Genomic DNA, 14,260 nt, shown 5'->3' on the forward strand with positions numbered 1-14,260 from the left:
GCACAGGAATCAACAGGCTACAAGACACTACATTTTGATAATCTTTTTTCGCTTGACCTGCCTGTTTTTACTGGCAGACTACTGGGCATCCATCCAGCAAAAGGAATTTGCCATGCTCCAGCCCTCAACACCCCCACCCCGGCTACGCGAACAGCTACATGCAGTCATGCGCACCAAGCATTACAGCCTGCGCACCGAAAAAACCTACTGGTACTGGATTCGATACTTCATACGCTTCCATCGGCTGCGCCACCCGCGCGACATGGCCGAACCTGAAGTCGCCCAGTTTCTAACCTGGCTCGCCACCAACAAAAATGTGGCAGCGGCCACTCAAAATCAGGCACTCAATGCACTAGTTTTCCTTTACAAACAGGTTTTACAACAGCCTTTGCAGCATATTGATGGAATTTCTCGTGCAAAGAAGCCCCGCAAGCTTCCGGTGGTGCTATCTCATCAAGAAGCCATATCGATAATCAGCAAATTGCCCTTCCCTCACCGTCTGATCGCATCGCTCATGTATGGAGCTGGTCTGCGCGTCAGCGAGGCGTGCCGTTTACGCATTCAGGATGTAGATTTCAACCTGCACAGACTACTAATACGCAGCAGCAAAGGCGGCAAGGATCGCACAACCCTACTGCCCCGGACATTGTTTACGGAGTTACAGGAGTTGATTGAGCAACGGACACACCAACACGCCGGCCAGCACATCACGCCAGCACCGGTGTCCTTACCTTATGCGCTGGCCCGAAAGTATCCCAATGCCGGTTTGGCGTTGGCCTGGCAATGGCTGTTTCCTTCAGATGGCCTGTGCCAAGACGATAATGGCCAGTGGGTGCGCCATCATTTGCATATTTCTGCGGTGCAGAAAGCGGTTAAAAAAGCCATCACAGACGCCGGTATACACAAGGCCGCTTCCTGCCACAGCTTTCGACACAGTTTTGCAACTCAGCTCCTGCATCAAGGTACCGATATTCGTACCGTACAAGAGCTGCTTGGACACACCGATTTAAACACGACCAAAATTTACACCCATGTGTTGGGGCAGGATTTTGCAGGCGTACGCAGCCCGCTGGGTTGAGCATGTCAGATACAGCGTCTTCTTGTTCCTGCCACTTTTCACAAACCCTGCGTGAGCATCGAAGCAGTGGCAAAATCCACACCAAAGCCAACGCCATGGACTATGCGATTTTTCTAACGTAAAACACAAAATGACCAGTGGGTGTAAATGGCCAACACAAGCACCGTCGCCAACGAGCAAACACGCGACAGCAGCCCGGCACAGCCGGGCCACCCCCCAACAACGTTTCGGTGTATCAGCAGGCAGGGTGAGGCCGGAGCAAAGCCTCAGCACCTGTGACGAAGCTTGCTTCGGCGCGGGTGCGTAGCTTTGCGTAGTGCCTCACCCTGCCTGCCACACCGAAGCCAAAAACAACTACACCTGCTTATAAATAATCGACCCCTCATCCCGAAACCGTTCCGACTGTTCCTTAAAGCCCGCCTCAATCGCCTTCTGCTCATCAGTCAGCCCATGTTCAGCCGCATACTCGCGCACTTCCTGGGTGATCTTCATCGAACAAAACTTGGGCCCACACATGGAGCAGAAGTGGGCAACCTTGCCGGACTCCTTGGGCATGGTTTCATCATGGAAGGCCCGGGCGGTATCAGGATCAAGACCGAGGTTGAACTGGTCCTCCCAGCGGAACTCGAAACGCGCCTTGGACAATGCATCATCACGGATTTGCGCCCCCGGATGCCCCTTGGCCAGGTCGGCGGCGTGGGCGGCGATCTTGTAGGTGATGATGCCGGTTTTCACGTCATCCTTATCCGGCAAGCCCAGGTGTTCCTTGGGCGTGACATAGCAGAGCATGGCGGTGCCGTACCAGCCAATCATTGCCGCGCCGATACCGGAAGTGATGTGGTCGTAGCCGGGAGCGATGTCGGTGACCAGCGGGCCGAGGGTGTAGAACGGCGCCTCGCCACATTCTTCCAGCTGCTTGTCCATGTTCTCCTTGATCATATGCATCGGCACATGACCGGGGCCTTCGATGATGGTTTGCACATCATGCTTCCAGGCTACCTTGGTCAGCTCGCCCAGGGTTTCCAGCTCGCCGAACTGGGCGGCATCGTTGGCATCAGCTACCGAGCCGGGGCGCAGGCCGTCGCCCAGCGAGAAGGACACATCATAGGCCTTCATAATCTCGCAGATTTCCTCAAAACGGGTGTAGAGGAAGCTCTCCTTATGGTGCGCCAGGCACCACTTGGCCATAATCGAACCGCCACGGGAGACGATGCCGGTGACACGCTTGGCGGTCAGCGGCACATAGCGCAGCAGCACGCCGGCGTGAATGGTGAAGTAGTCCACGCCCTGCTCGGCCTGCTCAATCAGGGTGTCGCGGAACAGCTCCCAGGTCAGGTCCTCGGCAATACCGCCGACTTTCTCCAGCGCCTGATAGATAGGGACAGTACCGACCGGCACCGGCGAGTTGCGGATGATCCACTCGCGGGTTTCGTGAATATTCTTGCCGGTGGACAGATCCATGATGGTATCGGCACCCCAGCGGATGCCCCAGGTCAGCTTGGCGACCTCTTCCTCAATGGAGGAACCCAGCGCCGAGTTGCCGATATTGCCGTTGATCTTCACCAGGAAATTGCGGCCAATAATCATCGGCTCCAGCTCGGTGTGGTTGATATTGGCGGGAATAATGGCGCGGCCACGGGCGACTTCGCTGCGCACAAATTCAGGAGTAATTTCCTTGGGAATGCTGGCACCAAAACTCATACCCGGATGCTGGCTATCCAGCAGGCCGGCTTCACGCGCCTCCTGCAATTTCAGGTTTTCACGAATGGCGACAAATTCCATTTCCGGCGTGATGATGCCCTTTTTGGCGTAGTGCATCTGGGTCACGTTATGCCCGGATTTGGCGCGGCGTGGCGTTTTCACCGCAGCAAAGCGCATGGCATCCAGCTGGGCATCGCTCAGGCGCTGACGGCCAAACTCTGAGGTCAGCCCCGGCAGGGTTTCGGTATCGCCCCGCTCGGCAATCCAGGCGCTGCGCACATCGCCTAGACCCTTGCGCACGTCAATTTTCACGTGCGGGTCGGTATAGGGGCCGGAGGTGTCATACACCAGTACCGGAGCATTGTGCTCGTTGCCCTGCTCGGTGATGGTTGGGCTGAGGGTAATTTCCCGCATCGGCACACGAATATCCGGCCTTGAGCCTTCAACATAGATTTTGCGCGAATTGGGAAATGGTTGTACGGATTGCTCGTCAACTTGAGCGGTTTCACTAAGGTTGGGTGACAGCATTTGATTCATTGGTTATCTCCAAAGCGCGGAGATTGCTGCACGGTGTCCGAGCGGGATGGCATGGTGCAAGTGGAGCAAAGCCTTTGCCGCCAAGGATGGCGGCAAGGAGCCTACAGGGACGTATTCACGGCGTCTTTGCGTAACTTGCACCATGCCAGCACATACACTGATGCCAGCCTGCAATCTCACAGATCAAAAAACCGTCAGGGGAACCTGTAAACAACAAGGACATTGCCACGCCATCACCCACGAACGACAGCAGGAACTGTCAGGTGACGAAAAGCCGGACGCAAAAGGCCAGCCACAGACAACGCTTTCCTGTTCCCTACGCAGGTTTTAACCTGATCAGGTTCAACGGGATCCGGCTTGCGCCAATCTCAGCTCCGAAGAGCACCCCGACAAGAATGAACCGGCATCTAAACAGAGAATATCGAGACAAGCAAGCAACAGACCGGTAAAGCACCCGCAGTCACACCATGAATGCTTGACCACAACCGGGCCAGACCTTAGCCTTGTTGGCCTGACGCCCCTGCCGCAAAGGATAAAGAATGCGCCCTTTATACAGCCTGTTGTTCGCCGGTTTGCTTGCCACCCAGATACAGGCCGCTCCTGCCAACCAGCCTGCTGGCCTGTTGGAGGTTTACCGGCTGGCGGTTGCCAACAATGCCGACCTGGCCGCCGCCCACGCGGCTTACCGGGCGCGCAGCGAAAACGTGCCCCAGGCCCGCGCCGGCCTGCTGCCCCAGCTTGGTGCCGGCGCCAGCAACAATAGCAGCCGCACCAAGGCGGACACTCACGAACTGGGCGAGCTCACCAGCAAGCGCAACACCTACAGCTATCAGGCCAGCCTGAGCCAGCCAGTGTTCCGGCTGGACCGCTGGTATCAGCTGAAAACCGCACAGGCCGATAACGAGCAGGCAGCACTAGAGCTGTCGGCCACAGAGCAGGCGCTAATCCTGCAAAGTGCCGAGGCCTACTTTTCCGTGTTGCGTAACCAGGACAACCTGGCTGCCAGTCTGGCCGAGGAAAAGGCCTTCGAGCGCCAGTATGAACTGGCTCGCGAGCGCTTCAACGTGGGACTGTCGGACAAGACCGACGTGTTGCAGGCCCAGGCCGCCCATGACAATGCCCGTGCCAACCGCATGCAGGGTCAACAGCTGGTGCTGGACGCCTTTCAGGTGCTGGAAACCCTCACCGACCAGCACTTTGCTGCCCTTGAAGGCCTGCGCCATGGCTTGCCGGTGCAACCGCCACAGCCCAACGATGCCGCAGCCTGGGTGGACCGTGCGCTGGCCGACAACCTGCAACTGCGCGCCATGGACTTTGCACTGGAAGCCGCGCAACAGGACCTGCGTACCCGCAAGGCCGGCCATGCACCCACACTGGATGCCGTGGCCCAGTATCAAAAAGGCGACAACGACAGTCTGGGTTTTGCCAATCGCGGAATGGGCGGCCCAACCTATAACCGCCACGCCGAACAAACGGTGATTGGTTTACAGTTGAACATTCCGCTGTATACCGGCGGCTCCACTTCTTCACGGGTACGCCAGGGTGTGTACCAGTTGCAAAATGCCGAACACGGCAAGGAAAGCCTGCGCCGTCAGACAGTACAGAATGCCCGCAACCTGCACCGGGCAGTCAACACGGATGTCGAGCAGGTACAGGCACGCAGGCAGAGCATCATCTCCAGCTATAGCGCAGTGGAGGCCACACAAATCGGTTACGAGGTGGGGACACGGACCATTGTCGATGTGCTGGATGCCCAGCGCCAGCTGTACGCTGCCGTACGCAACTACAACAATGCCCGTTACGACTACATTCTCAACAACCTGCGCCTGCAACAAACCGCCGGCAGCCTGAGCCCGGACAACCTGCAGGCGCTGAATGAATATCTGTATCCGGATTATGATCCGGAGCGTGATTTCCTGCCGCCGGATCTGGAGCAGGCCGCTGCGGAAAACCTGCGGCGCAGATGACAGTTGATGTGCGAATAAATTCGCACCTACAGCGGTGCGGTATCGGCCAGCTGCAGGCCCGGATTTATCCGGACGAAGCCCGGCAACGCCGGGCTGCATGGGTACGCGGGTGCATGTGCGAATAAATTCGCACCTACATGACATCTTCGGCGACGGCCTGCTCCATCACGTCCATCAGGGCACGGATCTGGGCATGTTTGGTCTTCATCGAAGCCGGGTTGACCACCAGCCGCGAGCTGATGTGGGCAATCAGCTCCTGCGGCTCCAGACCGTTGGCACGCAAGGTGTTGCCGGTATCCACCACGTCGATGATCTTGTCAGCCAGCCCCACCAGCGGTGCCAGTTCCATCGAGCCATACAGCTTGATTACCTCGACCTGGCGGCCCTGCTCGGCATAGTAGCGTTTGGCCACATTGACGAACTTGGTCGCTACCCGCAAACGGCCGACCGGCTCGGGCACACCGACGGCACCGGCGGTCATCAGTTTGCACTTGGCAATCTTCAGGTCCAGCGGCTCGTACAGGCTCTGACTGCCGTATTCCATCAGCACGTCCTTGCCGGCCACGCCGATATCGGCAGCGCCCTGCTCGACATAGGTCGGCACGTCCGTGGCACGCACGATCAGCAGGCGCACATCGTCACGGGTGGTCGGAATGATCAGCTTGCGGCTCTTGCCCGGATCTTCCAGCGGCACAATGCCGGCCCGTGCCAGCAGCGGCAGGGTGTCATCAAGAATACGGCCCTTGGATAAAGCGATGGTCAGCATGATTTCTAGCCCGGTACGCGGCGGATTCTGGCACCCAGAAGCTGCAGCTTCTCCTCGATGCACTCGTAGCCGCGGTCAATGTGGTAAATACGGTCGATCAGGGTGTCGCCACGCGCCATCAGCGCGGCCAGCACCAGGCTGGCCGAGGCACGCAGGTCGGTCGCCATCACCGGTGCGGCCTTGAGCTCTTCAATGCCGGTGACAATGGCGGTATTGCCCTCGATCTGGATTTTCGCACCCATGCGCTGCATTTCCTGCACGTGCATGAAACGGTTCTCGAAGATGGTCTCGACGATGGTGCCGGTGCCTTCGGCGACGGCATTCATGGCGATGAACTGGGCCTGCATGTCGGTGGGGAACGCCGGATAAGGCGCGGTTTTCAGGTTCACCGCTTTCGGCCGCTTGCCCTGCATGTCCAGGCTGATCCAGTCTTTGCCGCATTCGATCTGCGCACCGGCCTCCACCAGCTTGGCCAGCACCGCTTCCAGTACGGTCGGATCGGTATCCTTGACCTTGATGCTGCCGCCGGTCATTGCTGCCGCCACCAGATAGGTGCCGGTTTCAATGCGGTCGGGCATCACGTGGTAGCGGGTTCCGCTGAGGCGCTCGACACCCTCGATGGTGATGGTATCGGTACCGGCACCAGTGATCTTCGCACCCATGGCATTGAGGCAGTTGGCCAGATCCACTACCTCGGGCTCGCGGGCAGCATTTTCCAGCACGCTGGTACCCTTGGCCAGCGCTGCGGCCATGAGGATGTTCTCGGTACCGGTAACACTCACGGTATCAAAGAAGAAGCGGCCACCACGCAAACCGCCTTCCGGTGCGCTGGCCTTGATGTAGCCGTCCTCGACCTGGATGTCGGCACCCAGCGCTTCCAGCCCGCGGATATGCAGGTCAACCGGGCGCGAGCCGATCGCGCAGCCACCCGGCAGGGCCACTTCGGCCTTGCCGAAACGTGCCACCAGCGGCCCCAGCACCAGAATCGAGGCACGCATGGTTTTCACCAGCTCGTAGGGCGCGACCAGGCTCTGGATGGTGGTGGGGTCGATTTCCACGTTGAGCTTTTCATCAACCACCGGCTGCACACCCATGCGGCCAAACAGCTCCAGCATGGTGGTGATGTCATGCAGGTGCGGCAGGTTGCAAACGGTTACCGGCTCGCTGGCCAGCAGGGTGGCGGCCATGATCGGCAGGGCGGAGTTCTTCGCACCGGAGATGCGGATTTCGCCGCCGAGGCGGTTACCGCCGGTAATAATCAGTTTATCCATCGTGTTCTCGTCTTGTCAGCCGCGCTCAGCGAGCCACTGAGCCTGGCTATAGAATTTCATGGTGACGGCATGGATGCTGCCATCGGCAATCAGCGGGTTGAGTACCGCATAAATGGCCTGCTGGCGTTTGACCGGCCCAAGGGCGGCCAGTTCGTCACTCACCACATTGAGCTGAAAATTACAGCCTTCGCCCAGGGCTTCCACGCGGGTGCCGACAATGGCATTTTCAATCAGGGCCTGTACTTCAGTAGCCTGCATGTGTTGCTTACCTCTTTTCAAGATGCCGGCTGCAAGATGGCAGCCAGCTCACAAACTCGGGCCATCTGCTGCATCTCGGCAGGCAAATGGCTAATGGAAATCGTTTTGTCCAGCACTGCGCCATCGCGCAGGATCGCCAGCAGCAGGGCCAGCCCGGCGCTGTTGGAGCGGGTCACGCCAGAGCAGTCAACGATGACGTCCCGTGCGCTTTCAGCCCGTAACAGGCGAGCCGCCTGCTGGCGCAGCGACCCGACCGTGGCGTGGTCCAGCTCGCCGGCAAGACGCATCACCCCGCCGACCAGTTCCAGGCTGCTCACTGTGCGGCCCCGGCCTTGCGGGCGCGGGCAACACTGTCAACCCAGCCGTCAATCACCGCATCCAGATTATTGCGGTTGCGCTGCATGGCTTCGGCAAACTGGTCACGAAACAGTTTGCCCAGGTTGATGCCTTCAATGATCACGTTGCGCAGCCTCCACTCGCCACCGATCAGCACCATGGTGTAAGACACCGGGTGGATCACGCCGTCAGTGCCGGACACCTCCATGCGCACTTCGGCACGTTCGGCACCGTCTTCCACCTGGCCGGGCAGCACGCGCACGCCCCGGTTGTCGTACTCGAGCAAAGCATTGCCATAAAACTGCATCAGGCTCTGCTTGAAGTTGGCCTGAAAACGTTGCATCTGCTCCGGCGTGGCCCGGCGCGAGTAGCGTACCGTCATCACGCTGCGCGTCACCCCTTCGACATCCACATACTGGCCGATCAGGCGATCCATGGCGGCATAAAATGCCTGTGGCTCCTGCCGATACTGGTCACGGTTGGCATTCAGGTCGGCAAACAGCTCCTCGGTTACCCGCTCAACGGTTTCGTGGGCGGTCTGTGCCTGTGCCAGGCCAGAAAACGCTACCAGCAGCGCCAGCATCAGGCCACGCAACAGGGAAACGGGTGCATGCAGCTTAATCATTGGTATTCACCGAATTCATCAAAAACTTGCCAATCAGTTCTTCCAGTACCAGCGAGGACTGGGTGTCATAGATTTCACCCTTGTCGACCAGCACTTCGTCCTCGCCACCAACGCTCAGGCTGATGTATTTCTCGCCCAGCAACCCGGCCGTGACGATGGACGCCGTGGTATCAGTTGGCAGATTATCCACTGCCTTGTCGATGCTGAGCTCTACCCGGCCCATGAAGCTGTCATGGTCCAGGGTGATTTTCTGCACCTTGCCGACAGTGACTCCGGCCATGGTCACCTTGCCACGGGTGGTCAGGCCGGCCACATTGTCGAAGTTGGCATACAGGGTATAGGTATGTTCCTGCCCGCCCAGAGTCAGGCCGCTGACCCGCAGCGCCAGCAACAGCAAGGCGGCGATGCCGGCCAGGATGAACAGGCCGACCGACAGTTCCAGTGCACGGGTTCGCATCAGAAATCTCCAAACATGAGTGCTGTCAAAACAAAGTCCAGGCCCAGCACGGCCAGCGAGGAATAAACCACCGTGCGGGTAGTCGCACGGCTGATGCCTTCCGAGTTGGGGTTGCAGTCATAACCCTGGAATACCGCAATCCAGGTCACGACAAAGGCGAACACCACACTCTTGATCATGCCGTTGAGGACATCCTTGTGGAAGTCCACCGAGGCGATCATGTTGCCCCAGTAGGAGCCCTCATAGACGCCCAGCCAGTCCACTGCCACCATGGCGCCGCCCCAGATGCCGACCACGGTAAAGATGGCCGACAACAGCGGCATGGAAATGAAACCGGCCCACAGCCGTGGCGCGATGATGTACTTGAGCGGGTCGACACCGATCATTTCCAGACTGGACAGCTGCTCGGTGGATTTCATGTTGCCGATCTCTGCGGTCAGCGCCGAGCCGGCTCGACCGGCAAACAGCAGCGCCGTCACCACCGGACCCAGCTCGCGCAGCAGGGTCAGCGCCACCATCTGGCCGACCGCCTGCTCGGAGCCGAAATCCACCAGAATGGTGTAGCCCTGCAGCGCCAGCACCATGCCGATGAACAGCCCGGACACCACGATGATGGCCAGCGACAACACGCCGACAAAATACAGCTGGCGCACCAGCAGATGCCAGCCGGTACCGGCGCCACGCCGGCCAAACAGCACATGCATCAGGGTGATGCCGGAGCGCCCCATGGCTTCAATAACGTCAATACCGGAGCGACCCAGCAACTGCAGGCGCTCCAGCGCGGAATGCTTAGCCACGGGCACCTCCCAGCAAGTCGGCACGGTAGTCCGGTGCAGCGAAATGGAAGGGTACCGGACCATCCGGGCTGCCCTGCATGAACTGCAAAATGCGCGGGTCTTGCGAATTCATCAATTCTGCCGGCGAGCCCTGCCCCAGCACCTGACGATCACCAACCACGTACAGGTAATCGGAAATGCTGGCGGTTTCGGCCAGATCATGCGACACCACAATGCTGGTAATGCCCAGGGCATCGTTGAGCAGGCGGATCAACCGTACCAGCACGCCCTTGGCAATCGGGTCCTGGCCAACAAAGGGTTCATCATATAGCAGGATGTCCGGGTCCAGCGCAATCGCCCGGGCCAGTGCCACGCGGCGCTTCATGCCGCCGGACAGCTCGTCCGGCATCAGGCCGATGGCGCCGCGCAAGCCAACCGCCTGCAGCTTCATCAGGACAATATCGCGGATCAACTCGTCGCTGAGCTGTGTATGCACGCGCAGCGGAAAGGCCACGTTCTCGAACACGCTCATGTCGGTAAACAGCGCACCGCTCTGGAACAGCACCCCGAACTGCTTGCGTGCCTCGAACAGCTTGCCGCGCGACAACGCGTGCAGGTTCTGGCCGTTGACAACCACTTCGCCCCGCTGCGGTTTCAGCTGGGCCGCGATCAGGCGCAACAGGGTGGTCTTGCCACAACCGGACGGTCCCATGATGCCGGTCACCTTGCCACGCGGTATGCGCAGGTCGATACCATCAAAAATGGCACGCTCTCCGCGCTTGAAGGTCATACCCCTCAGCTCGACAGCGTAGTCAATATCAGTGGCCATGGATCTGCTCTGTTTCCCGTCAGTGGCCGGCAACAACCGGCACGCGTAAAAGAGCGAATAATACCACTGTGCCCCCCTCAGCTAAAGCTTTGCAGGGAAATACCGGCGATGACGGAGTTTCGGTACGGCTTTATACTGCCGGCACAAGCCGACAGGACTATAAGCCGGCAACGGTTTTGACATATAATCCCCTTTTTGTTTTCCGCACACATGAATACGATGACCGAAATTTCCGCCAGCCGCCTGATCGAGTCGGCACAGCGCACCATCGCGCTGGAGCAAGCCTCCATTGCCGATCTTGCCGGCCGCATTGATGACAGCTTCGTACAGGCCTGCCAGCTGATCCTGGACTGCCCCGGCCGCGTGGTCGTGGTCGGCATGGGCAAGTCCGGCCATATCGGCCGCAAGATTGCCGCCACCCTGGCCAGTACCGGCACCCCTGCCTTTTTCGTCCACCCGGCTGAAGCCAGTCACGGTGACATGGGCATGATCACCGCCAGTGACGTGGTGCTGGCCCTGTCCAACTCGGGCACCACCAGCGAGATCGTCACCCTGCTGCCGCTGATCAAGCGGCTGGACATTCCGCTGATCAGCATGACCGGCAACCCGCACTCGGTCCTCGCCCAGTCGGCCACGGCCAGCCTGGATGCCGGCGTGGAAAAGGAAGCCTGCCCGCTGAACCTGGCTCCCACCTCATCGACCACTGTCACCCTGGTGCTGGGCGATGCCCTGGCGCTGGCCCTGCTGGAAGCCCGCGGTTTTACCCCGGAAGACTTCGCCTTCTCGCACCCCGGCGGCGCACTGGGCCGTCGCCTGCTGCTCAAGGTCGAGGACGTGATGCACAGCGATGACGAGCTGCCGGCTGTCAGCCGTGGTGTGCCGCTGCGCGAGGCGCTGCTGGAAATGACCCGCAAGAGCCTGGGCATGACCCTGATCCTCGACAGTGACAACGCCCTGGCCGGCATTTTCACCGATGGCGACCTGCGCCGCGCACTGGATCGCGGTCTGGATACCCGCAACGCCATCATCGACGAAGTGATGACCGTTGGCGGCAAGACCGCCCGTCCGGAAATGCTGGCCGCCGAAGCGCTGAAAATCATGCAGGACTTCAAGATCAACTCGCTGCCGGTGGTCAACGACCGGCAGCAGGCCATCGGCGCCCTCAACATGCACGACCTGCTGCGTGCCGGAGTGATGTGATGCTGGATACCAACAACATCGACCTGCTGGAGCGGGCACGCAAGGTGCGGCTGGTGGTCTTCGACGTCGACGGAGTACTGACCGACGGCCGCCTCAACTTCCTGCCTGACGGCACCGAATTCAAGAGCTTCAGCACCCTGGACGGCCAGGGCATCAAGATGCTGATGAACAACGGCATCCAGACCGCCATCATCACCGGCCGCACCTCGGAAGTGGTGAAGAACCGGGCTGCCAACCTGGGCATTCCCACCCTGATCCAGGGTCGTGAAGACAAGCGCACCGCGCTGGACGAAGTGCTGGTACAGTTGCAGCTGGAATACGGCGATGTCGCCTATCTGGGCGATGACCTGCCCGATCTGCCGGCCATCCGCTGCGTCAGCCTGGGTGTGGCCGTGGCCAATGCCAACAGCTTCGTGCGCCAGCACGCCGATGCCGTCACCAGCCTGCGCGGAGGTGAAGGCGCCGCCCGCGAACTGTGCGAGTTCATCCTGCATGCCCAGGGCACGCTGGATGCGGCCCGCCAGGCTTATCTGTAGGTTTCCCCATGGCCAGCCCGGTCCGTAACTGGCTCATCCTGCTCCCTGCAGCCGCACTGGTCGCAGCGCTGGGCTACTGGAATATCGACTCCGACAGCCCGGCAAAGGCTGCCGGCAGTGGCAGTGATTCGGTCACCATCGACTTCTACATGACCAACAGCCACACCACGCAGCTCAATGATGAAGGCCTGCTGCACTACGAGTTCACCGCCGAGCGGGTCGATCACGTGCAGGAAACCGATATCAGCCTGATGACCGCTCCCGACCTGCACCTGCACCGCGGCACCGAATATCCGTGGCACATCCGCGGTGTGCGTGGCGAAGCCGGTCCGGACGGCAACGAGATCCAGCTGTTCGAACAGGTGCGCGTGGAACGCACCGATGCCCGGGGCCGTCCGTTCATCCTGGCCACCGAGCATCTGACCTATCTGCCCGATACCGACCATGCATTTACCGGTCTGCCCGTACAAATTGACAGCGCCCAGGGCGTAACCACCGCCAGTGGCATGGACGCCTACCTGAAACAGGGAACCGTGCACCTGCGCTCCACCGTCAGAGGACGTTATGAAAACGAATAACCTTTCCGCCCTTCTGCTTGCCGGCGTTTGCCTGCTGCCGGCGCTGGCCAGCGCCCTGCCCTCGGACAGCGACCAGCCGATCCACATCCAGGCCGACACCGCCGATCTGGACGACAAGAAAGGCACCGCAATTTACCGCGGCGACGTGGTGATCACCCAGGGCACCCTGAAGATCACCGGCCACACCGTGACCCTCGTTCAGGGCAAGAGCGGCGATGTCGAATACTTCAAGTCGGTCGGCAACCAGGCCTACTACGAACAGATCCCCAACGAGGGTGACGACCTGCTCAGGGCCTGGGGCAATACCATCGAGTATTTCATGCCCAAGGACACCATCGTGATCACCGACCAGGCCAAGGTCAGCCAGAGCGGCAACACCACCCGTGGCGAGAAGATCACCTACAACGTCAAACAGGAGCAGGTCAATGTCGGCCGCGCCCAGCCCGGCAGCGTCAGCCAGCCCGAGCCCCGGGTCCACATGGTGATCCAGCCCAAGAAGAAAAGCGGAACGGACCAAGAATGAGCACCCTGATCGCGGAAAACCTGGCCAAGTCCTACAAGGGTCGCCAGGTGGTCAAAGACGTCAGTCTGAGCATTGACAGCGGCCAGGTGGTCGGCCTGCTCGGCCCCAACGGCGCCGGCAAGACCACCTGCTTCTACATGATCGTCGGCCTGGTACGCGCCGATCACGGCCGCATCAGCATCGACGGGCAGGACATCAGCCATGTAGCCATGCACGGCCGCGCCACCGCCGGGCTGGGCTATCTGCCACAGGAAGCCTCGATTTTCCGCAAGCTCAGCGTGCGTGACAACATCATGGCCATCCTGCAGCTGCGCAAGGACCTGAACAAGCAACAGCGCGAGGAGCAGCTGGAAAGCCTGCTGCAGGAATTCCACATCACCCATATCCGCAACAGTGCCGGCATGAGCCTGTCCGGCGGTGAGCGTCGCCGCGTGGAGATCGCCCGCGCACTGGCCACCAGCCCCAAGTTCATCCTGCTCGACGAGCCCTTTGCCGGGGTTGACCCGATTTCGGTCGGCGACATCAAGCAGATCATCCAGCACCTGCGCGACAAGGGCATCGGCGTGCTGATCACCGACCACAACGTGCGCGAAACCCTCGACATCTGCGAAACCGCCTACATCGTCAACGAGGGCACCATCATCGCCTCCGGCACTCCACAGGAAGTGATGGACAACCGCACCGTGCGCAAGGTCTATCTGGGGCAGGATTTCCGGCTTTAACGCACTACCTGCCACACCGGCCCTCCTCCCGACTCATGCGCCACCATAACCCGGCAGCCGCTGCGGTGATGCAATCGCCCGGCCTGTCGCTTCGGCAACT

16 protein-coding genes and 1 riboswitch are annotated in these 14,260 nt (G+C 60.1%); of the genes, 7 read left to right on the plus strand and 9 right to left on the minus strand.

All coding sequences use genetic code 11. The features are described 5' to 3' along the window. The first annotated feature begins 112 nt into the window (after nucleotides 1-112). On the plus strand, nucleotides 113-1,078 hold the full coding sequence (locus AR306_RS12610) for an integron integrase (protein ID WP_101498031.1): 966 nt from the start codon (nucleotides 113-115) through the stop codon (nucleotides 1,076-1,078). Between the two features lie 354 nt (nucleotides 1,079-1,432). On the opposite strand, the gene thiC is transcribed toward AR306_RS12610, so the two are convergent. After that, nucleotides 1,433-3,316, minus strand: a complete 1,884-nt coding sequence (thiC, locus tag AR306_RS12615) for a phosphomethylpyrimidine synthase ThiC (RefSeq protein WP_101497893.1) — start codon at nucleotides 3,314-3,316, stop codon at nucleotides 1,433-1,435. Nucleotides 3,317-3,612: 296 nt separating this feature from the next. Further along, nucleotides 3,613-3,715, minus strand: a riboswitch (TPP riboswitch). Nucleotides 3,716-3,855: 140 nt separating this feature from the next. Between thiC and AR306_RS12620 the strand changes: the two genes are divergently transcribed. Then, a complete protein-coding gene (locus AR306_RS12620) occupies nucleotides 3,856-5,283 on the plus strand; it encodes a TolC family outer membrane protein (protein ID WP_101497894.1) in 1,428 nt (475 codons plus the stop codon). A 133-nt stretch (nucleotides 5,284-5,416) separates the two neighbouring features. On the opposite strand, the gene hisG is transcribed toward AR306_RS12620, so the two are convergent. From hisG to AR306_RS12660, 8 genes are read right to left on the minus strand one after another with little or no spacing between them, the layout of a single operon-like run. After that, a complete protein-coding gene (hisG, locus tag AR306_RS12625) occupies nucleotides 5,417-6,049 on the minus strand; it encodes an ATP phosphoribosyltransferase (RefSeq protein WP_101497895.1) in 633 nt (210 codons plus the stop codon). Nucleotides 6,050-6,054: 5 nt separating this feature from the next. Beyond that, nucleotides 6,055-7,320, minus strand: a complete 1,266-nt coding sequence (murA, locus tag AR306_RS12630) for a UDP-N-acetylglucosamine 1-carboxyvinyltransferase (RefSeq protein WP_101497896.1) — start codon at nucleotides 7,318-7,320, stop codon at nucleotides 6,055-6,057. A 15-nt stretch (nucleotides 7,321-7,335) separates the two neighbouring features. Continuing rightward, nucleotides 7,336-7,578 carry a BolA family protein gene (locus AR306_RS12635; RefSeq protein ID WP_101497897.1) on the minus strand — a complete coding sequence of 81 codons (243 nt, stop codon included), beginning with the start codon at nucleotides 7,576-7,578 and terminating at the stop codon, nucleotides 7,336-7,338. 17 nt (nucleotides 7,579-7,595) lie between these two features. Next, nucleotides 7,596-7,895, minus strand: a complete 300-nt coding sequence (locus tag AR306_RS12640; RefSeq protein ID WP_101497898.1) for an STAS domain-containing protein — start codon at nucleotides 7,893-7,895, stop codon at nucleotides 7,596-7,598. Further along, nucleotides 7,892-8,539 carry an MlaC/ttg2D family ABC transporter substrate-binding protein gene (locus AR306_RS12645; RefSeq protein WP_101497899.1) on the minus strand — a complete coding sequence of 216 codons (648 nt, stop codon included), beginning with the start codon at nucleotides 8,537-8,539 and terminating at the stop codon, nucleotides 7,892-7,894. The genes AR306_RS12640 and AR306_RS12645 overlap by 4 nt, the downstream gene beginning before the upstream one ends. After that, nucleotides 8,532-8,996, minus strand: a complete 465-nt coding sequence (gene mlaD / locus AR306_RS12650) for an outer membrane lipid asymmetry maintenance protein MlaD (RefSeq protein WP_101497900.1) — start codon at nucleotides 8,994-8,996, stop codon at nucleotides 8,532-8,534. The genes AR306_RS12645 and mlaD overlap by 8 nt, the downstream gene beginning before the upstream one ends. Continuing rightward, nucleotides 8,996-9,793: a lipid asymmetry maintenance ABC transporter permease subunit MlaE gene (gene mlaE, locus AR306_RS12655; protein WP_101497901.1), complete on the minus strand. Its 798-nt coding sequence runs from the start codon at nucleotides 9,791-9,793 to the stop codon at nucleotides 8,996-8,998. The genes mlaD and mlaE overlap by 1 nt, the downstream gene beginning before the upstream one ends. Next, a complete protein-coding gene (locus AR306_RS12660; RefSeq protein WP_101497902.1) occupies nucleotides 9,786-10,601 on the minus strand; it encodes an ATP-binding cassette domain-containing protein in 816 nt (271 codons plus the stop codon). The genes mlaE and AR306_RS12660 overlap by 8 nt, the downstream gene beginning before the upstream one ends. A 219-nt stretch (nucleotides 10,602-10,820) precedes the next feature. On the opposite strand from AR306_RS12660, the gene AR306_RS12665 reads away from it, so the two are divergent. The 5 genes from AR306_RS12665 to lptB are packed head-to-tail and all read left to right on the plus strand — an operon-like array spanning nucleotide 10,821 to nucleotide 14,160. Continuing rightward, nucleotides 10,821-11,801 (plus strand): KpsF/GutQ family sugar-phosphate isomerase, encoded by a 981-nt coding sequence (locus AR306_RS12665; protein ID WP_101497903.1) that lies wholly within the window; start codon nucleotides 10,821-10,823, stop codon nucleotides 11,799-11,801. Continuing rightward, nucleotides 11,801-12,337, plus strand: a complete 537-nt coding sequence (locus tag AR306_RS12670) for a KdsC family phosphatase (protein WP_101497904.1) — start codon at nucleotides 11,801-11,803, stop codon at nucleotides 12,335-12,337. The genes AR306_RS12665 and AR306_RS12670 overlap by 1 nt, the downstream gene beginning before the upstream one ends. 8 nt (nucleotides 12,338-12,345) lie before the next feature. Next, complete coding sequence (lptC, locus tag AR306_RS12675) at nucleotides 12,346-12,915, plus strand: LPS export ABC transporter periplasmic protein LptC (protein ID WP_101497905.1); 570 nt, start codon at nucleotides 12,346-12,348, stop codon at nucleotides 12,913-12,915. Further along, nucleotides 12,902-13,438 (plus strand): lipopolysaccharide transport periplasmic protein LptA, encoded by a 537-nt coding sequence (gene lptA, locus AR306_RS12680; RefSeq protein ID WP_101497906.1) that lies wholly within the window; start codon nucleotides 12,902-12,904, stop codon nucleotides 13,436-13,438. The genes lptC and lptA overlap by 14 nt, the downstream gene beginning before the upstream one ends. After that, a complete protein-coding gene (lptB, locus tag AR306_RS12685) occupies nucleotides 13,435-14,160 on the plus strand; it encodes an LPS export ABC transporter ATP-binding protein (RefSeq protein WP_101497907.1) in 726 nt (241 codons plus the stop codon). Before lptA ends, lptB begins: the two co-directional genes overlap by 4 nt. Nucleotides 14,161-14,260: the final 100 nt, after the last annotated feature.

Origin of the sequence: Thiopseudomonas denitrificans, assembly GCF_002866065.1 — a bacterium.
GTDB classification, from domain to species: domain Bacteria; phylum Pseudomonadota; class Gammaproteobacteria; order Pseudomonadales; family Pseudomonadaceae; genus Thiopseudomonas; species Thiopseudomonas denitrificans.